This is a genomic window from Nocardia sp. NPDC004860 (assembly GCF_040609015.1).
In the GTDB taxonomy this organism is placed as follows: Bacteria; Actinomycetota; Actinomycetes; order Mycobacteriales; family Mycobacteriaceae; genus Nocardia.
Genome location: NZ_JBEXJI010000002.1, coordinates 86,166 through 105,768, shown reverse-complemented (window position 1 = coordinate 105,768; position 19,603 = coordinate 86,166). Strand labels below are relative to the sequence as shown.

13 protein-coding genes are annotated in these 19,603 nt (G+C 69.9%); 5 read left to right on the top strand and 8 right to left on the bottom strand.

Annotation, left to right across the window (positions count from 1 at the left end; genetic code table 11):
- Positions 1-678 precede the first annotated feature (678 nt).
- On the bottom strand, positions 679-1,674 hold the full coding sequence (locus ABZV44_RS04440; protein ID WP_354831939.1) for a YafY family protein: 996 nt from the start codon (positions 1,672-1,674) through the stop codon (positions 679-681).
- Between the two features lie 102 nt (positions 1,675-1,776).
- Here ABZV44_RS04440 and ABZV44_RS04435 point away from each other — a divergent pair, with 102 nt between their 5' ends.
- The gene (locus ABZV44_RS04435) at positions 1,777-2,175 is read left to right on the top strand and encodes a VOC family protein (RefSeq protein WP_354831937.1); all 399 of its coding nucleotides are present in this window, start codon (positions 1,777-1,779) and stop codon (positions 2,173-2,175) included.
- A 725-nt stretch (positions 2,176-2,900) separates the two neighbouring features.
- Here the strand turns inward: ABZV44_RS04435 and ABZV44_RS04430 are convergent.
- Together ABZV44_RS04430 and ABZV44_RS04425 are read right to left on the bottom strand one after the other, a co-directional pair.
- Entirely contained in the window at positions 2,901-3,728 is an 828-nt protein-coding gene (locus ABZV44_RS04430; RefSeq protein WP_354831934.1) for an SDR family oxidoreductase, read from the bottom strand.
- 34 nt (positions 3,729-3,762) lie between these two features.
- Positions 3,763-5,334 carry a succinic semialdehyde dehydrogenase gene (locus ABZV44_RS04425; protein ID WP_354831931.1) on the bottom strand — a complete coding sequence of 524 codons (1,572 nt, stop codon included), beginning with the start codon at positions 5,332-5,334 and terminating at the stop codon, positions 3,763-3,765.
- An 89-nt stretch (positions 5,335-5,423) separates the two neighbouring features.
- On the opposite strand from ABZV44_RS04425, the gene ABZV44_RS04420 reads away from it, so the two are divergent.
- Both ABZV44_RS04420 and ABZV44_RS04415 read left to right on the top strand, forming a co-directional pair.
- A complete protein-coding gene (locus ABZV44_RS04420; RefSeq protein WP_354831929.1) occupies positions 5,424-6,131 on the top strand; it encodes a TetR/AcrR family transcriptional regulator in 708 nt (235 codons plus the stop codon).
- A 47-nt stretch (positions 6,132-6,178) separates the two neighbouring features.
- The gene (locus ABZV44_RS04415) at positions 6,179-6,541 is read left to right on the top strand and encodes a hypothetical protein (RefSeq protein WP_354831926.1); all 363 of its coding nucleotides are present in this window, start codon (positions 6,179-6,181) and stop codon (positions 6,539-6,541) included.
- Between the two features lie 122 nt (positions 6,542-6,663).
- On the opposite strand, the gene ABZV44_RS04410 is transcribed toward ABZV44_RS04415, so the two are convergent.
- The 5 genes from ABZV44_RS04410 to recC form a co-directional block, all read right to left on the bottom strand.
- Positions 6,664-8,118 carry an NAD(P)/FAD-dependent oxidoreductase gene (locus tag ABZV44_RS04410; protein WP_354831924.1) on the bottom strand — a complete coding sequence of 485 codons (1,455 nt, stop codon included), beginning with the start codon at positions 8,116-8,118 and terminating at the stop codon, positions 6,664-6,666.
- Between the two features lie 35 nt (positions 8,119-8,153).
- Positions 8,154-8,996, bottom strand: coding sequence for an alpha/beta hydrolase (locus ABZV44_RS04405; protein ID WP_354831921.1), 843 nt, complete (start codon positions 8,994-8,996; stop codon positions 8,154-8,156).
- Between the two features lie 174 nt (positions 8,997-9,170).
- Positions 9,171-11,063 (bottom strand): exodeoxyribonuclease V subunit alpha, encoded by a 1,893-nt coding sequence (gene recD / locus ABZV44_RS04400; RefSeq protein ID WP_354831919.1) that lies wholly within the window; start codon positions 11,061-11,063, stop codon positions 9,171-9,173.
- Complete coding sequence (locus tag ABZV44_RS04395) at positions 11,060-14,692, bottom strand: UvrD-helicase domain-containing protein (protein WP_354831916.1); 3,633 nt, start codon at positions 14,690-14,692, stop codon at positions 11,060-11,062. The genes recD and ABZV44_RS04395 overlap by 4 nt, the downstream gene beginning before the upstream one ends.
- Before the next feature lie 49 nt (positions 14,693-14,741).
- Entirely contained in the window at positions 14,742-18,062 is a 3,321-nt protein-coding gene (recC, locus tag ABZV44_RS04390) for an exodeoxyribonuclease V subunit gamma (RefSeq protein WP_354831914.1), read from the bottom strand.
- 231 nt (positions 18,063-18,293) lie between these two features.
- Between recC and ABZV44_RS04385 the strand changes: the two genes are divergently transcribed.
- Both ABZV44_RS04385 and ABZV44_RS04380 read left to right on the top strand, forming a co-directional pair.
- Positions 18,294-18,446 (top strand): hypothetical protein, encoded by a 153-nt coding sequence (locus ABZV44_RS04385; RefSeq protein ID WP_326361853.1) that lies wholly within the window; start codon positions 18,294-18,296, stop codon positions 18,444-18,446.
- A gap of 191 nt (positions 18,447-18,637) precedes the next feature.
- Positions 18,638-19,426 carry a tat pathway signal sequence gene (locus tag ABZV44_RS04380; protein ID WP_354833094.1) on the top strand — a complete coding sequence of 263 codons (789 nt, stop codon included), beginning with the start codon at positions 18,638-18,640 and terminating at the stop codon, positions 19,424-19,426.
- Positions 19,427-19,603 lie beyond the last annotated feature (177 nt).

Here is a 19,603-nt window from a genome sequence, read left to right as displayed (position 1 = left end):
CCCTGATGCTATTTACGCCGACGCGAACACCCCTGCACCGATCGAACCCGAACTGGGCCGCACGACATTAGCCGCCAATGACGAGCGCGCGATATTCGGTGCGGGCCCAGCGGTCATCGCAACACCTCATCGAACGCTTCTGATGGTGTGACGAATCCGAGGGTTTGTCGAGGGCGTCCGTTGAGTTCGTCGGCGATGGCGTTGCGCTGACCCATCGAGATCACCGGCAGTTCCGGACGTTCCGCCGGCCCCGGATCGGCAACGGCAAGTAGATCCTTGCCTGCTCGCGCCGGACTGTTCGGCCAGCGCGGTGTGCGGCACGAGCGGATGATTGCGAACGATGGGCCCCGGCAGTCGCCGCGATTCAGTGGCGGAAGAGTCGAACTCCGGTGCGGGCGAGGGTGATGCGGTGCTCGCGGCAAGCGTCGGCGATGACGTTTGACTGGAGGGCACCGCCCGGCTCGATGACGAGCTCAACCCCATGTTCGGCGGCAACGCGGGTGTTGATGTGGATTCATGCCGTAGCGCAAGTCCATTGCCATACCCCGTCTCTCGTCTCGAGATGGGGAGCACCCAGGCGTACCCCGAGCGCCGTACGGCCGCGGGCGGTGCACGCAAATGCCGAGCTTCCGACGACCGGTGCGATCCCGCACAATCCGCTGTAGAACAGCAATGGGTCTACCGGTGGGCTTCGGGTGGACCGTCGGCGGCTGCGGTGAGTCGGCGTGCCAGGGCGCGCACAGCGTCGTTGAGTGCGTCGGGGTGTTCGATGACGAACGGGAGGTTCAGACCGGCCAGGACGGGGGGAATCCAGTCGAGTTGTTCGGCTCGGATTCGGACCCGGACCCACGGGTGGGTGTCAGGGAGGGGTGAGTCGATCTCGTGCACGGTCGCGATCGTCGCGGGGAGCAGTGGGCGGACCTGGGTGAGGGTGCCCTGCACTCGGATCGATACCTCGTGCCGATAGGGCGCCGTGGCAAGTGCGGACAGCAGATGCGCGGTCGGCTCGAATCCCGCTGGCGGAGTGAACGTTCCGGGCAGTGTTGTCACCGCCGTGATGCGGTCGAGCCGGAACTGACGTAGGTCGTCACTGTTGCCGTCCATCCCCGTCAGGTACCACCGGCCGGAGTGGGCGACGAGCCCGTATGGGTGTACGGTCCGGTCACTGCGACGCCCGTTCCGGTCGGTGTAACCGATCGCCACCGGTTGGCGCTCGCGGGTGGCCTCGGCGAGCCGGAGGAGGACGGCGGTCTCGACAGCAACCGCCGAGCGGGCATCCTCGGTGAATTCGGCGGTGTTGATCAGTGCGTCCAGCCGCGCCGTCAGACGTGCGGGCAGGACACGCCGGAGTTTGGCCGTCACACTGTCGGCCGCGTGGGCGGCTGTTGTCGATTGACCGACGCCGCGGCTGGTGAGGAGTCCGAGCAACACAGCCACCGCCTCGTCATCGGTCAGCATCAGCGGCGGCATTCGGTACCCCGGGGCGAGCCGGTATCCCCCGTAGCGGCCCCGCACCGATCGCACCGGGATCTCCAGGTCGGTGAGATGGGTGACGTATCGCCTGACGGTGCGTTCATCGACGCCGAGCCGTCCGGCGAGTTCGCCGACGGTATGGGTACCACCGGCCTGCAACAGCTCGAGGAGTGCCAGCACTCGGGCAGTGGGGCGCGTCATCAGGAAATTCTCGCATGTATACCGGGCGGAAACTGTCCGGTATTGGCTCTAACGTGGCCTGCGGGCGGCGCCTCCGCCCCAACCAACAACAGGAGTACGCAAATGAATCTCGTCTCGATCCGTCTGATCACCGGCGACATCCAACGGCTGGTCGGCTTCTATCAGCACCTGACCGGTGTCGAAGCTTCCTGGGCTACACCGGATTTCGCCGAAATCGCCACACCGGCCGGCACCCTCGCGATCGGAAGCACCCGCACCGTCGCGTTGTTCGCGGCCGGCAGCGCGCGCCCAGCCGACAACCACACCGCGATCATCGAGTTCCTGGTCCCCGACGTCGATGCCGACTACCAGCGGTTGCGGGATACGGTCGACGATTTCGTCAACGAGCCCACGACGATGCCGTGGGGCAATCGGTCATTGCTGCTCCGCGACCCCGACGGCAACCTGATCAACCTCTTCACCCCGGTCACCGCGCAGGCCGTCGCCAAATTTGCCCGCTGACATCCGCTCATCGGCATGTGTGTGCGGGCACCTGTGAGGCGCTGGGCCCATCGATCTTCCACCGGCCCGCGCCGGCCGGTTCGGGCCGCGGACTACGCGGCATAGCGCGTTCGGTCGTGCGTTCAGTGATGGTGCTGAGCGATGGCCAGGATCCACTACCTAGCCGTAATCGTCGGTGAGCAAAAGTGATTCGGGATTTGTGAGCCTCGAGTTCGATATGTCGGCGGGTCGGTATGGCCGGCCCAACCGGAGCGCGGCTATCGCGTCTGGACGAGCGCCGCAAGCATTGAGTTCATCGCGCCCGGCCGTGAGATGGTGACCGCCTCCATGTCGCTTCCCTCCGATCACGTCGCGGTGATCCATGACACCACGAGCGAGGGCGGCAAGTCGATCACAACTCACACCACCGACATCGTTTCCGATCAAGGCGTTCTAGTTGCCCGAGCCACTCAGCAGCTGTACGTCCGTCGCGTCAACTAGTGGCCACGAGATGGCCTCGCCATCGTCAATGCTGACCCACAAACGTCCCGTACTCGGCACAGTGGTGCGTCGGCCAGGGCAGCTGCCGAGGTGGCGTGGGACGTCGGACCTCCGACACCAGCGGATAGCTCACCCAGCTTTCGGCCTCCCGACCGGGGAATGGCACGGGGCTGGTGTCGCAGATTCTGCGGCACCGGCCCCAGCCTGATCGACTCGCCTACGTTGAGCCGATCAGGCTCGAATCGCTATTTGCGGCCGGTGAATTCGTCCATGGAGTGGTAGACGCCCACCGTGTTGAGGTAGAAGTCGCGGACCTTGAGCGGGAGGAGGCCGGAGATGGCGCGGTTGAGGCGGGAGGTCCAGGGTAGGACTACCAGGGCGGAGCCCTTCTTCATTTCGGTCCAGGAGGTGTCGACGACTTCCTCCTGGTCCAGGATGGGGGTGAACCAGAAGCCCTTGGCGCCGTCGAACATTCCGGTGTTGATGTAGGTCGGGCAGACCGTGGTGAACTTCACGTGCTCGTTGCCGGACTGCTCGAGCTCCAGGCGCACCGAGTCCGACCAGCCCAACGCCGCCCACTTGGAGGCCGCGTAGACGCTCATGCGGGGGTTGGCCACCAGCCCGGCGGAGGAGGCGATGTTCAGGACGCGGCCCTCGACGCCCTTGTTCGCCACCATGGCGGGCAGGAATTCGAGCGTGATGTACATGGGCGCAAGCGAATTGATCGCCATGGTCTTGTCGATGTCGGCACGGTTGCCGGTCTCCCAGAAGTACCCGTTGCCGCGCACGATGCCCGCATTGTTGACCAGCACGTCGATTCCGCCGACTTCGGCGCGCACGGTCGCGCCCGCCTCGGCGATGGCGTCGCGGTCGGACACGTCCACCACGTAGTGGTGAATCCGGCTGCCGCCCAGCGCCGCCAGCTCGGCCGCGGTCTCCTTCAGCGCCTTCTCGTTGACGTCCCACAGCACCACGTCGGCGGCCTGCTCGGCCACCGCGCGCTGCGCGAACGACTTGCCCAGGCCCATGGCTGCCCCGGTGACCAGGACCTTCTTGCCCGCTACGGTCTTCATACCCCTCTGTACCCCTGTCGAATGAACTGCGGCATCACTTCTGCCGCAGTGTCTTCATGACGCCCAGGTAGAGCGTCATCGTCTTGGCCCACAGCTGTTCCGACATGCCCGGCAGCGGCGCGATCGGCAGCACCCGCTGTACCGCGATGGTCTGGGTGTCGATGTACTTCAGCAGGCCCTCGGGCCCGTGCCGGCGGCCGGTGCCGGAGATGCCGAGCCCGCCCGACGGCGCGGCCACCGAGCCCCACGCGGCGATGAAGCCTTCGTTCACGTTCACCGATCCGGCGCGCACTCGCGCGGCGACCTCGCGGCCGTGGGCGGTATCGCGGCTCCACACACTGGCATTGAGGCCGTAGGCGGTGTCGTTGGCCTGGGCGACGGCTTCGTCGTCGCTGGACACGCGGTAGACCGATACGACCGGTCCGAAGGTTTCCTCGCGGTAGACGGTCATGCCCTCGCGCACGCCCGCGAGGATGGTGGGCTCGTAGAAGTAGGGGCCGAGGTCCGGCCGCGCCGTGCCGCCGGCGAGGACCGTGGCGCCCTTGGCGACCGCGTCGTCGACGTGCTTGCTGACGGTGTCGATCTGGCGAGGGAAGGTCAGCGACCCGATCTCGTAGCTGTAGTCGAGGGTCTTGCCGAGGCCCAATTTCTTTGTGTGGGCTACGAATTCGGTGACGAACTGGTCGTACACCGTGTCGTGCACATAGATTCGCTCGATCGATTCGCACAGCTGCCCGGCGGAGGCGAAGCAGGCCCGCACCGCGATCTTGGCGGCGGCCGAGACGTCGGCGTCCGCGAGCACCAGCAGCGGGTTCTTGCCGCCGAGCTCGAGCGAATACCCGATCAGCCGCTCCCCCGCCTGTTGGGCGATGGTGCGCCCGGTGGCACTGGATCCGGTGTAGTCGACGTAGTCGGCGCGCGCGATGACCTCGGTGCCGACCACCGCGCCGCGCCCGAGCACCGCCTGCCACAGGCCCTTGGGCAGACCGGCGCGCTCGGCGATGTCGATGGCCCAGAGCAGGGTCAGCGCGGTCTGGTTGTCCGGCCGCCCGATGACGGCATTGCCGGCCAGCAGCGCGGGCAGCGCGTCGGAGGCGCCCAGCGCGAGCGGGTAGTTCCACGGCGAGATGACCGCGACCACGCCCTTGGGCCGGTTGCGCACCTCCACCTGGGTGAGGACCGGCATGACGCCGCGCGGCTTGCGGTGCGCCAGAATCGATTTGCCCTCGGCGGCGTAGTAGCGGGTGTTCACCGCGACGTCGGAGACCTCGTCGAAGGCGTGCACCCGGGACTTGCCGGTCTCGAGCTGGATGATGTCGAGGATGGTGTCCTGCTCGGCGAGCACCAGGTCGTGGATGCGGCCCAGCAATGCGGCCCGCTCCCCGACCGGCACCCTCGCCCATTCCTGCTGCGCGGCGCGCGCGGTGGCGAAGGCGGCCTCGATATCGCTGACCGAGGACTGCGGCAGGTCGGTGATCTTGGCGCCGGTGGCGGGCGCGAACACCTCCACCGAGGGCGCACCGCCCGCGACGGCGTGGCCGAGCAGGCGCTGGACCAGGTCAAAAGGCAGCGCATCGGCGGCGGCGAGCTGCGGGGCAGTCGTCATTGGTCGCCCTCTCGAGGAGTCGGTGCGGGTGAAACCCATTATTAACTGAACATCGGTGTTACATGAACACTGATGTTAGATTAATGGACGTGACGCACACCATGTCAAGCCCTCCGGCGGGCAAGGGCACCCCGGCCCGCCGCGGCCGCCCGCCGCAGACGGAGAAGCAGGCCGACCAGGTGCGCGCCCGCATCGTGCTGGCTACCGCCGAGGTGTTCGCCGAACAGGGTTCGCGCGGGCTGAGCGTGGCGCGGATCATCGAGAAGGCCGGGCTGGCGCGGCCCACCTTCTACCGCTATTTCGCCAATGCCGTCGAGCCGCTGCACGCGGTGCTCACGGTCTCCAACGAGGACCTGGTCGGCGGCATCCGGTCCGCGCTGGAACGCAGCGAGCAACCGGTCGATCTCGGCATCAATATGATCGAGGCGTATCTGCACTGGGCGGGCGGTCACGGCCGGATGCTGGCGCCGCTGTTCGCCGAACTGCACGATCCGGGCTCGCCGGTGTCGGCCTATCGCGAGCAGGCCATCGACGACATCCGGGACCTGGTGCGCACCAAGATCATCGGCCTGGGGCGGCCGGCCCCCACCGATCTCGACCTCGATACCGCACTGCAGACCTGCGAATTCGTCGTCTACCGCATTTCCGCGGACGCACCGCACGGCGAACCCGATCAGGCCACCATCGACGCGGCCCGGCTGACCATGATCCGCGGGGTGCTCACCATGCTCGGCACGCGCGCGGATGTCGAATACGCGCTGACGATTCCGGGGTTGTTCGAATCCACCCAGGACTGACCGGTCCGGCAGGTCAGCCATCGGCGCCCCGGGTCTAGGCTCGGCGCATGCCGGAAACCACGCCGCCCCAATCCTTCTCGGCCATCACCCGCACCATCGTCCAGGACGTCACGGTGACGCCCGCCAAGCGCACCGACCGCATCCAGACCCGCCGCATCTCCATGCCCGCGGGCACGGCGGCCGGCCTGCACACGCACAATGGTCCCGTGGTGGGCAGTATCGTGTCCGGCTCGGTGGCCTACCGGATCGAGGGCGAACCGCTGGTCGTGCTGCGGCCGGGCGATGTGTTCTTCGAACCGGAGGCGGTGCGCATCGCCCAGTTCGACGCGCTCGACGAGGACGTCGTGTTCCTGGGTCACTTCCTGCTCGGCTCGGATCAGGATCCGGCCATCGAATTCCCAGGAAATTAGCCGAGGCCGCGCATCCGCCTGTCCTATCGTCGATTTTGGAGACGGGGCGGTCGCTGCCCGTCAGTCGCCCCACCCGGGAAGAGCTGATCACCTGAGCTGCAATGGATTTGCTTCCGTGGGAGTCAGGCCCGCTCGAAACGCATGGCGGGGTCGGTGATTCGGCCGTAGCGGAGTTTGGGGAGGTCGCGAAGGTAGTTCATATAGAGGCGCCAGGGGGCGCGGTCGCCCGTTTTGGGGAGGATGTCGAGGGCCCGGAGCACGTAGCCGGGCTCGAAGTTCAGGAAGGGCGCGGTGCCGATGGACGGGTCGCGCACCGGGGTCGCCGTGGCGTAGCCGTGGGCGTCCATGTGGCGCAGCAGGCGAACCACGTACTCGCACACCAGATCCGCCTTCAGCGTCCAGGAGGCGTTGGTGTAGCCCATGACGAAGGCGAAGTTGGGGACATCGGAGAGCATCGTGGCCTTGTAGGCCATGGTGTCGGGGAGGTGGACCTTGCGGCCGTCCACCACCAGTTCGACGCCGCCGAAGGGGATGAGGTTCAAACCCGTTGCGGTGATGATGAGATCGGCGTCGAGGTCGCGGCCGGATTCGAGGCGCAGCCCGGTCTCGGTGAAGGTGTCGATGCGGTCGGTGACCAGATCCAGCCGACCCTCGCGGATGGCGCGGAACAGATCGCCGTTGGGCGACAGGCACAGTCGCTGATCCCACGGCCCGTAGGTCGGGTTGAAGTGGGTGTCGATGTCGTAGCCATCGGGCAGCCAGCGTTTCTGAAAGCCGCGAATCCAGGCCCGCATGCGCTTCGGATAGCGTTGCGACAGTTGATACATCAGCGTGCTGAGGGCGACATTCTTGGCGCGGGTCAGGCCGTAGGCGATGCGCGCGGGCAGGTATGCGCGGGCGCGGTCGGCGAGGTCGTCGCGGTCGGGCAGGGAGATGATGTACGAGGGTGACCGCTGCAGCATGGTCACGTGCGCGCCCTCCTCGACCAGGGCGGGTCCCAGGGTGACGGCGGTGGCGCCGGAGCCGATGATGACCACCCGCTTGCCCTCGACATCGACATGGCCGGGCCAGTGCTGCGGGTGGATGATCGGGCCAGGGAAGCGTTCGGTGCCTGCGAAGTCCGGGGTGTAGCCCTCGTCGTAGCGGTAGTAGCCCGAGCAGCTGAACAGGAAGTTCGCAGTCATGGCGACCGACTGGCCGTCATGGTCGGCGGTGACGGTCCAGCGGTTGTCCGCCGAAGACCATTCCGCCCGAACCACCCTGTGCCGGTAGCGGATGTGCGAGTCGATTCCGTTCTCGGCCGCGGTGTTGCGCACGTACTCCAGGATCGAGCCGCCGTCGGCGATGGCCTTCTCCCCCAGCCACGGCCGGAACCGGTAGCCGAGGGTGAACATGTCCGAGTCGGAGCGAATCCCGGGGTAGCGGAACAGATCCCAGGTGCCGCCGCTGGCCTCGCGCATCTCCAGAATGGCGTAGGTCCGCCACGGGAAGGCGCGCTGCAGATGGTAGGCGGCGTCGATACCGGACAGTCCGGCCCCGACAATCAGCACCTCGACGTGCTCGGGCGTAGTGGCCATAGCCCCAGCCTATCGACCGCGGTGAGCGAGACCCACTACGAACGCGACAAGAATTCGCCCACCAAGCCCGCCACCCGATCCGGATCGCCCTTGTCGATGCCGAAATGGTCGAGTCCCGGCACGGTGACGCGTTCGCAGTGCGGGATCACCGAGGCCAGCAGCTCCTGATCGGAGGCCGTCCACGCGCGCTGATCCTTGTCGCCCTCGAGCAGCAGCACCTCGGCGGTGATCTCGGCGTAGTGGTGGTAGGTACCGTCGAGCCGCACGTACTGGCGGTGCTCGATGAGATTCTGCGGCAGCTGCCCGATGACCATGTCCATCTCGGGCGCTTCCATGAACATCGGCATCATGCGGCGGAACATCCAGCGCGGGACCTTGCGCGCGCCGTCCGGGCCGATCGCACGGATGAATTCGACGAAGGCATCGAAGGGTTTGCCCTGGGCCAGGTACTTCTCGTAGGGACCCATCCAGTCGGACGGCATCGAACCCCCCACCGACAGGCCCGGCTCGTACACCGCGACCTTGCGGGTGCCCGGATTGTTCCGCGCCGCCTCGAGGGCGACGAACCCGCCGTACGAATGCCCCACCAGGAACGCCGCACCCGTCTCGTCCTGGAGCGCGCGCACATCCGCGCAGTCGTCCTCGACACCGTGGCCGGGCCGCTGCGGACCGCTGTCCCCGCGCCCGCGCCGCTCGATCGTGTGCACCGTGAACGCGGTGGCCAGCGCGTCGGCGAACCCGCTGTACCCCTGCGCCATCGCCAGCACCCCCGGGACCACGATCACCCCCGGCCCCGTTCCCTCGGTCACGTAGGCGATCCGGGTACCGTCCGCGGACACCACGGCATCCGTGGACCGCTCGCCTTCCCACTCGGCCATGGGCAACCTTCCGCTTTCGGCCGCACGCGCCACTTTCGGTCGCACACACTCCGAAAGACCACGGCGACAGCCGTATCGGGCCCCGTCCACGCTACGCCGATCGCGCCACCGCGAGCCGGCCTACCAGCGGGATACTCCGGCGGTGGCCAGGTGTTGCGAGGTCGGCGCGGCGAGTCATTCCCGGTTGCGCAGGCCGCTGGCGCGCAGCACACGGCGGGCGATGCCGGAGCGGATGGATTCCTCGGTGCCGAGGATGCGGACATGCCGCCGGGCGCGAGTGATGGCCGTGTACAGCAGTTCGCGGGTGAGCAGCGTGGACTCCGGTCCGGGCAGCACGACCGAGACGGTGTCGTACTGACTGCCCTGGCTGCGGTGGATGGTCATGGCGTAGACGGTGGTCACACCGGGGAACTGGGTGGGATGCACCAGGTAGGGCTCGGTGCCGCGCTGCAGGGCGGCGCGCAGGGTGCCGTCGGCCGCGCGGACGATGACGCCGGTGTCGCCGTTGTAGATGCGAGCCTCGTGGTCATTGGCGGTGACCAGCAGCGGCTGGCCCGGGTACCAGTGCCCGGCACCGGGATCGGCGCTGATCCCCGCGGCGGTGACCCAGCCGGCGGCCAGGCGATCCCAGCGTTCGACACCGTAGGGGCCCTGGCGGTGGGCGCACAGCAGCCGATGGGATTCCAGCGCGGTGAGCGCGGCGGTCGCGTTCCCGTCGACGGCGGCGTCGGTGGCCTCGCGGGCGGCGCGCAGGACGTCGGCGCGCACGTCGGTGATGTCGTCGGGCGGGTAGAGCGACAGTTCGTCGCCGCCGTCGGCCAGCAGGGCCAGGGCGGAGTCCGCGTCACCGGCCCGGATCGCGACGGCCAGTTCCGCGATGCGCCCCCCGAAGCGGCGGCCGCGGGTGAGCCGGACGATGCCGCCGCGCAGGCGTTCCCGCTCCCGCCCGGACAGGGCGTCCGGATGGGCGGCAGCGGCGGCCGGATCGCCGCCGAGAATGCGCTCCAGCGCCGGATTCGCCTGTCCCGGAACGGGTCCCGCGACCAGGTCGGCGAGCACCGCGCCCGCGTCGACCGAGGCCAGCTGGTCCGGGTCGCCGACCAGCACCAGGCGGGCGTCGGGCCGCACGGCGGGCAGCAGGCGGCTCATCATGGTCAGCGACACCATGGAGGTCTCGTCGACCACGATGACGTCGTAGGGCAGCCGGTTGAACTCGTTGTGCTTGAACCGGCCCGCGCCGCCGCGCTGCCAGCCCAGCAGGCGGTGCAGGGTGGCGGCGGTCAGCTCGGGCAGGCCGATCTCGCCCGCCTGCTCGCGCACCGATTCCTGCATGCGGGCGGCGGCCTTGCCGGTCGGGGCGGCCAGGGCGATGCGCAGGGCGGGCGCGCCCGGCACGGCCTGCTGATGCGCGACCAGCAGGGCCAGCACCCGGGCGATGGTGTGGGTCTTGCCGGTGCCGGGACCGCCCGCGATCACGGTGGTCCACTGGGTGGTGGCCAGGGCGGCCGCCAGCCGCTGCCGGTCCGGCGGCTCGCCGGGTCCGGCGTGGTCGGGGAAGAGCCGATCCAGTTCACGGCGCACGAGTTCCGCGTCCACCATGGGATGGGTGGCGGCTCGTTCGGTGAGGACGCGGCGGATGGTCTCCTCCTGCCGGTAGTACCGGTCGAGGTAGAGCAGCGGACCCGAGTCGTTCGCGCCGGGCGGGTCGATGAGCCGCAGCGGGCGCAGCGGCCCGGACGGGCTGCCGGTCACCAGCGGACTCACCCGCAGCGCCGCGATGACCGAATCCACGTCCGGCCACGGCAGGGTGGCCGGGTCGATCGCCGATTCCTCGGCGCCCTCGGCGTCGACGCCGATCTCGTGCATGCGCCGGACCTCCAGGCACACCGACCCGGAGCGCACCGCGCGCACGGCCAGCGCGGTGGCGAAGACGACGGCCGGGGACCGCTCGCCGCCGAGCCGCGCGAGCCGCAGCGCCACATGCACGTCGGCCGCCGACAGCACCCCGGCGGCATTGAACACCTGCAGCGGGCCGGTGCCGCGCTGCGCCAGCTGGATCGCGGTCATCGCGCCACCTCCGGGTCCCCGGCCAGCAGGGCCGACAGCTCGACGATCAGGTCCGCGGGCGGCAGCCAGTCGAAAACGCCGCAGCCGCCCGGGGTGTCGGGTCCGACCATGCCGCGTACGAACAGGTAGCGGATACCGCCGAGGTGCGCGACCGGGTCGTAACCGGGCAGCCGCCAGCGCAGATATCGGTGCAGGGCAACGGAATACAGGATGGCCTGCAGCGGGTAGTGCGAGCGCATCATCTCCGCGGCCATGCGCTCGTGGGTGTAGTGCGCGACGGTGAGGTCGCCGGTGCCGAGGCGGTTGGTCTTGTAGTCGACGACCACGAATCGCGGTCCGGTGGTGCGCAGCACGGCGTCGATGCTGCCGGTGAGGTAGCCGCGCAGCGGGGTGTCGTCGAGGTGAGCCAGCTGGTCGGCGTAGGGGGCGAAGACATCGGCGGCGGGCAGGTGGCGGCGCAGCAGGTCGGCGATGCGCGGGACGGTCACCCGCGCCGCGACCGGATGGTCGCCACCGGCCAGCGGGAGCTCGAAGTCCAGCTCGCTCAGGCGATCCCGGGTCGAGAAGTCGGCGAGCGTGCCGAAACCGATCGGCGTGTGCATGACCGCCAGCAGCGCGTCCGACAGCACGTCCGGGTCGGCGTCGAACATCTGCTCGCTCACCGCGTGCTGGACCCGCGCGCGGATCTCGGCGGCCAGGTCGGGGGCGTCGGTGTCGACGTATTCGAGGACCTCGTGCACGAGCGTGCCGAACTCCGCGCCGTAGGGCAGCGAATTCATCAGCGACGGCCTGGCTCCCGCGAAGACGGTGAGGTCCTCGGCGAGCACGGACGGGGTGGCCGGTTCGTCGGCGACGCCGCTGCCCTCGGGCAGATCGGCCGCGGGCAGGGCGTCGTGTGCTCCCGCCGTGAGCGCCGAATAGGAGGTGCGCCGCCACGCCTGGTCGAGGGCCCGGCCGAAGTGGGCGGCCGCCAAAGGCTCGGTGGCGGTGGCGGTGTCGTCGATCGGCAGGCGGGCGCGGGTGATCTCGCGCACCGGCTCGATGGCGATCACGCCCGGTGCCGCGGTGGCGGCCCACTCCCGGATGCGTTCCAGCAGTACCGAATCCGCGGGTACCGGCACCTTGTCGGCGACGGCCGGGCTGCCGGGCTCGCGGCCCAGCAGCATGCGGTGCAGGGGCGCGGTCTGGGTGTCGTAGGCGGGGGCCCACCAGGCCACGATCTGCGCGCCGGCCCGGGTGAGGGCCACATACAGCAGGCGCAGTTCCTCGGCCTGCTCCTCGGCCTCGGCGCGCAGGCGGCGGGAGCTGTAGCCGGGCGCGTCCGGACCGCCGACATCGAGGACGCGGCGGCCCTGCTCGTCGTGGAACAGCAGGGTCGGCGGGTTGCGCAGTTTGGCCGCGTCCCACGCGAAAGGCAGGTACACGACCGGGAATTCGAGGCCCTTGCTGGCGTGCACGGTGGCGACCTGCACGGCGGCGGCGTCGCGGTCCAGGCGGCGGCTGCGGTCGGCAACGCTGCCGGAGGCCGGATCACGCACCCGGTCGGCCAGCCAGCGGGTGAGCGCCGACAGGCCCAGGCCCTCGCGCAGGGCCGCGTCGTCGAGCAGCTGGGCGATCTGGCGCAGGTCGGTGAGCTGGCGTTCGCCGCCCTCGAGAGCGAGCAGTCGGGGGGCCAATTTGGTTTCGGCGCTGAGCTTTTCGGCGACGGCGGCGAAGCCCGCGCGGGCGAACAGCCGGGCCGAGTCGCGCAGCTCGGCGCTGAGCCGGCCGACCAGATCCGCTCCCCCGGCGTCGATGTCCTCGGCGCTCAGCCCGAGCAACGCGGTGCCGGCGGCCAGGCGTACCCGGTCGGCGCGGTGCGGCTGCTCCAAAGCGTGCAGCACCCACAGCCATTCGGTGGCCGCGGGCGTGCCGAATACGCTCGCGCCGCCCGCCAGCACCGCGGCGACACCGGCCGCCTCCAGTTCGGTGCGCACCATTTCCAGCTGGTTCCGGTTACGGACCAGGACCGCGATATCGCCCGGCCCGATCGGCCTTTCGCCGGGTGTGCCCGCGTCGATGAGCACCCCGGATGCGAGCAGGCCCACGATATCGGCGGCCACGTCGACGGCGACCCGTTCCCGCTGACGGCCGACCGTCGGATACCCGGACTTGTTGAGCGGACCCGCGCCACTGCGCGGCAGGCACCGCAGTCGCAGGGGCGTGATCCGCTCCGGCGCGCCGGAGAGCCGCGAGAACGGCCTGGTCGCCGCCACCCTGTGCACGGTGATCTCCTTGTGCCCCAGGGCCGCACCGCCGTGGAGATGCTCGAGCGCGGTCAGCAGGCCCGCGTCGCTGCGCCGGTTGGTGGTGAGCTCGCGCTTGCTGTCGGCGTGCGCCACCGCGTCCAGATAGCTGAGCACCTCCGCGCCGCGGAAGGCGTAGATGGCCTGCTTCGGGTCGCCGACCAGCACCAGGGTGGCGTGTCCGTGGAAAGCGCGGCGCAGGATGTCCCACTGCAGCGGGTCGGTGTCCTGGAATTCGTCGACCAGCGCCACCCGGTACCGGTCCCGGATGCGCTGGCAGGCGCGCGGCCCGTGCTCGGGATCGGCCAGCACCTCGTGCAGCAGCACCAGCAGGTCGTCGAAGTCCCGCAGGCCCGAAAGCCGTTTCCGCCGAGCCGTTTCCACCCGCACCGCCGTCGCGAACGCCACCCGCTCGGCCGCCGGATCCTCCTCGCCCTCGGCCTCGGGCAGCAGCAGGGCGTGCGGATCCCCGACCGCGGCCGCGGCCAGCCGCTGCGCGTCGGCGGGCCCGAACGGCGTACCGCCACGTGCGTACCGGCTCAGATAGAGGTCATCGGCGACCGTGGACACCACATCCTCGATCCCCTCCACCAGCCGCACTCCCGGATCCTGCTCCCCCGCCAGCCCCAGCTCGTCCAGCATCCGCTGACAGAAACTGTGCGTGGTGGCAATGGTTCCCGCGTCGAAGTCCGACAGCGCCGCCAGCAGCCGCTCCCGCCGCGTCGCGATCTCCCCCGGATGCCCCTGCGCCAGATGCCGGATGAGCTCGTCCCCCGACGTCACCGCCCGCTCCGGATCCCCCAGTGCCGCCGCCACTCCCACGAACCGGTCCCGCGTCCGCTCCCGCAACTCCTGCGTCGCCGCCCGGCTGAATGTCACCAGCAGCAACTCGGAGACATCCACCCCCAGCTCGGCCACGAACCGCACCGCCAGCCCCACGATGGCGTACGTCTTCCCGGTCCCCGCGCTCGCCTCGAGCACGGTGGTCCCGACCGGCAACGGCCCCGTCAGCTCGAACCGATTCCCTGAATCCGCGAACGGATGGGAAATTGCGGAGATGGCGACCGAATCATCCTGCGGCCCAGCATCATCGCCGACGTCGGCGGGCGCATCCCACAGCCCGTCGTCGGCGGCCCCGGAATGATCGCGCTCCCGTTCGCCGCCCGGCATCGCCGAATCCGGCTCGGCGCCAGACAGATCGAACAGGTCCGGGGTGTCGCCGATCGAGGACGCGGTCTCCCGGCGGCGCCTCTCACCGGCGGGACCGTCGCTGCTGCGGCGCGTGCGGGTGGCCGGGCGGGGGGCCAGGTCCGGATCGGTGAGAGAGAAGAGGTCGTCGGTCATTCGGGGCTCCCGGGCGCGGTGAGGGGCAGGGGGTTCCTCCTCGGGGTGGTCATGGCTGACCTTGATTCTCGTTGGTGAGCAAGGGGTTCCAGAGCCGGCGTGCCAGATCGCCGAAACGGGTGGGTTCGGAGTCGACGCCGGGGAGCGCGGGTGCGGCGGCCTCGGTGAGCTGGTCGAAGCGCGGCGACCGGCCCAGGATGTGACGGAAGTAGCGGTCGGTGTGTTCGCCGAAGCGGTCGTCGAAGTCCTGTCCGGCCGCGTGCAGAGCGTCCTCGGCGGAGGCACCGGCGAGGCGGCGTTCGGCGTAGGTGGCCGAGGCCGAGGGGGCGATGGGCAGGGGTTCCGACAGGCCCTCGTCGCGCAGCAGCACCAGGTCGCGCAGGATGCCGCGGGCCAGGGGCGCGGTCGGGGAAGTGAGGGTGGACTGCCAGGCGGGGCGATGGTGTTTGCCGCGGCCGATGGTGATGGCCCGCCACGACTGGTGGGTCCCGGTCGCGGCCAGCGCGAGCAGGCGAATCCAGGCCGCCATCCGGTGTTTCGGAGCCAGCCGCGAGAACGTGGTGCGCAGCAGCGCGTCGTCGTGGACGTCGGGAACGGTACCGGTGAGGCGGCGGCCGTCACCGAGATCCACGGCGATATCGACGGTGCGGGAGGGGATCTCGTGCAGCGGGCGCGCCACCCGCACGAGCTGGTCGACGGTGCCCTCCACCTCGTCGAGCACGGCCGCGCCCATGGTGAACGGCGGCAGGGTGCCGCGCCGCCATTCGGCCGCGCGCAGCACGTTCGGGTCCACGCCGGTCAGGCGCGCGGACAGCATGCGCTCGCCCATGTTCCATTTGGTCAGGCCGTCGAGCTCGATCGGGAGGCGATCGGCGATCTCCTCCTCGTCCTCCGGCACCCGGATGCCCAAGCGCTGCCACAGGAATGCCCGCACCGGATGCTCGGCGAAGGCCACCAGATCGGCCAGCTCCACATCGCCGCGTTCGCGCGCGGGCAGCGGCGTGCCCAGGAACAACGGCCGCGGCTGCGGCGAGCGCCCGGCGGCCTGCGCGCCCGCCAGTGCCACGGTGTCGAAACTGAACGGCTGCTCGGGCCGGAAGTTGCGACGATCGAAGGGCTGCAACGGATGTCGCGTCACCACCCGCTCCAGGGCGGCCGCGCCGACATGCGCGCGCACCGTGTCGAGCAGCTCGGCCAGTGGAATCGCGGGCGGGCGGTGCGCACCCGACACCGGATCGGATCCGGTGTGCAGCAGGACGAGTCGCTCCCCGGCGGCCATGATGGCGTCCAGCAGCAGCTGCCGGTCCTCGCTGCGCGGATCCCGATCCCCGGGACAGCGGTGCCGGGCCAGCACGTCGTCGCCGTCCACGCCGCCCGCGCGCGGGAACACCTCGTCGTCGAGGCCGAGCAGCACCACCACCCGGTGCGGCACCGACCGCATCGGCACCATGGTGCACACCGTCAGCTCGCCGGTGCGGAAGTTGGCGCGCGAGGGCCGCCCGGCCAGCCGGGCGGTCAGCAGCGACCCGATATCGCTGAGCCGCAAAGGAATCCCGCCGGCGGGCTCCAGCGCGGTCGCCAGTTCCCGGCGGGCCTGCACACCCATCCAGCCCTGGCTCGCGGGCATCTCGGTGAGCAGGTCCAGTGCCCGGCCCAGCACCGCCGCCCACTCGGCCGCGGGCCGTGCGGTGCCCGCCGGTTCCTCCAGCGTGGACCCGCGCAGATCGCGCAGGCACACCGCCAGCCGGTCCACGAATTCGGCGAACCGGCCGGCCAGATCGATGTCATTGCTGTCCACGTCGTCCAGCGGCAGCACCAGATCCAGCCAGTCCTCGCTGGATTCCCCGGCCGCCACCCCGAGCAGGATGCGATCCACCGCCGCATTGAGCGTGTTCTGCGCGAAGTCGCCGAGCCCGAACGCCTGCCGCTGCCGCTGCCCGATCCCCCAGCGCGCCCCGGTCTCGGCGGCCCATTCCCGCAGCCGCTCGATATCGTCGTCGTCGAAGCCGCAGCGCACCCGAACCGGTTCGGCGGCACACAGATCCAGCACCTCGGTCACGGTGACGCGCCCGTCGGCCAGCTCCAGCAGCGTGCCGACCACATCCAGCACCGGATTGACCGCCCGCTGCGCGCGATCGGCGAGCCGCACCCGCAGCCCGTGCGCCGGATGCCCGGGCTCGGCCCCGTCGAGGGACCATTGCCCGAAGGCCGCGCGCACCAGCGGCGCGTAACGCTCGACGTCCGGGCACATGACGATGACGTCGCGCGGCTCCAGCGTCGGGTCGGCGGCGAACACTCCGAGCAGGGCGTCGCGCAGCACCTCCACCTGCCGCGACGGCCCGTGGCAGGAATGCACCGCGATGGTCCCGTCGGCCAGGCCCGGCTCCGGCATGAGCGACCACCGGTCCTGCCGCACCGCGGCCTGCAACTCCGACAGCAGCGTGCGCGGCGCGGCCGTCTCCGGGCGCGGGTGATAGGTGTCGATGTGGTCGTACCCGGACAGCCGCTGCTGCAGCTCCCGCACGTCCCGGCCCAGCGCCGCCAGCAGCGGATGCCGCACGCGCACACCGGGACTCGGGATCACCTCGGCATCGGCGAGCTTGGTCCACAGCGCGGGGCTGGGATGCACCAGCCACAGGTGCACCTGCCGCTCCGCCGACAGCGCCGACAGCACCTCCAGCTGATCGGTGGTCAGCCGGGTCACGCCGAACAGCGAAATCCGTTCCGGCAACGACACGATGGACGGTTCCACCCGCAGCCGCGCACACGCCGCGCCCAGGCGCTCGGCGGGACTCGCCACCCCGACCACGCTGCGCAGCCGCCGCCACAGCAGTGGCTGCCACACCAGATCCGCGGGCAGCGCCCGGCCCGCGCCGTCGGTGTCGCGGCCGTCGGCCCACTCGGTGATCATGGCCGGGCGCTGGGTGGCGTAGCTGTCGAACAGCGACGCGATCCGCGCGGCCGTCGCGTACCGGCGGCCGACCCGATGGCCGCCCGCGTCCCCGCGCCCGAGATGGCGCGCCAGCACCGCGGCCCACGGCTCGGCCAGCACGCCGTCCAGCACCGGCAGCAGAGTCCAGACCAGCCGCTCCGGCGACCACGGATCCTGCTCCGGATCCACCCCCGTCGCCTCCGCCAGCACCGCCGCCACCAGGGCCGCCGGATCGGCGAAATCGATATTGGCCGAAATACCGTCGGCCGCCGCGCCACAGCCGAGCACCGTGGCCAGCCGCTGATTCAGCCAGCGCTCGATCCCCTTGGCGGGAACCGCCACCACCTCCGGGGTGAACGGATCGCCGAGCGGATCGGCGAGCAGCTCGGCCAGCGCGTCGGCGAGCGTATCCGCTCGTTCGGCCCGGTGAATGTGCACGAGCTGTGTTTATACAGTCGGCGAACGACATGCAAACACCGAGCGCCCCGGCTCGCCGGGTGACACCTGCCACATGCCCAGGATTTGCTAGGGCGCGTCACCCCGAAATGCGAGTGTGGTATGCGACAGTGCCTTTCGGGGAGGTTCGAAGTTCTCAGGAAAGGCTGGTCCGCGTCGATGTCTGCCTCGGTGATTCCACTCGTGCCCAGAACCGGGTTCACCGTTCGGCGGGTGGGAGACCGCTGGGAACTCGTCAACTCCCGGCATTACGGGCGCGGCGTGGTGCTGCAGTCGTGGCCGCGGGAGCGGCACACCGAGGCATTCGAGCACTGCTACCGCCTCAATGGGCGCAGCATCGAAGAGCTACAAGCGGCTTTCCACTGACTCGCGTGAAAGTCCGTGCAACAGTGTCGATTCGATAACACGGGCACCGATTCACCTCAAGACGTGCGTATCGGGCATGGTCCCCTCTATTGTGTTCCCTCGTGCGTTCCCCCAAGGCCCGGCGCGTGGCCTCCTCCGCTTGTGTTCTCGCTGCCGCGGCCCTCATTCCGGCCGCCCCCGCCTTCGTTCCCATGGCCGGTGCCGCACCGGTGCACACCCAGGGTCCGATCGCGGGATTCGACGCCGATATGAGCAGCCGCATCGCGGCCGTCGACAATTACCTCGGCACCCGCCCCGGCGTCACCGGCTACGTGATGCGTGACCGCGTCACCGGCGGCATTTATCGAAACGGCAACGCGGACACCAACTTCTGGACCGCCTCCACCATCAAGCTGGCAATCGCCGAGGATCTGCTGAACCGCGCCCGGATCGGCGCCATCCAGCTCGGCCCCGACGACCGCGCGCTGATGGAGTCCATGCTGGCAACCTCCAACGACAATGCCGCCGACATCCTGTGGAACAAGTACGCCGGCATCGACCGCATGTCGTTCAACAACGCCTTCCGCGCCAACGGCATGACCGGTCTGGTCCCCATGCCGCCCACCACCTCGATCGAGCAGGTCAAGCTGTTTCCCGACTGGGGTTTCCAGCAGTGCTCCCCCGCCGACCTGGACCGGCTGATGGACAACGTCCTCACCCGCATGCACCCGGACGACCGCGCCTACCTGCTCGACCGCATGCGTCATGTCGACACCAACCAGCACTGGGGCGTGTGGGGCGCGGGCGCCGCCATGAACCCGGGCCTGAAGAACGGCTGGTCCGACGAGCAGGGCGGCTGGGTGGTCAATTCGGTCGGTTTCGCGGGCCCGGGTGAGCGCTACACCCTCGCCATCATGACCGAGCAGGGCGATCAGGGCGGTTACGCCGACGGCTCCGAAACCACCACGCACGTGGCGCAATTGCTGTTCCAGGGGCGCTGACACCGAACCCCGCACGGGCGGTTCCGGCACGGCCGGGGCCGCCCGTGGCGCGCTTCTGGGCAATCCTCGCCGGACGACCGCCGATATTGTAGTTTCAAGGTTGTTGTCTAAAAGGTCTGTTTTCGGTCGATCCTGATTGGTCCGCGCTACTCACACTGCATTACCGTTACGGGTGAG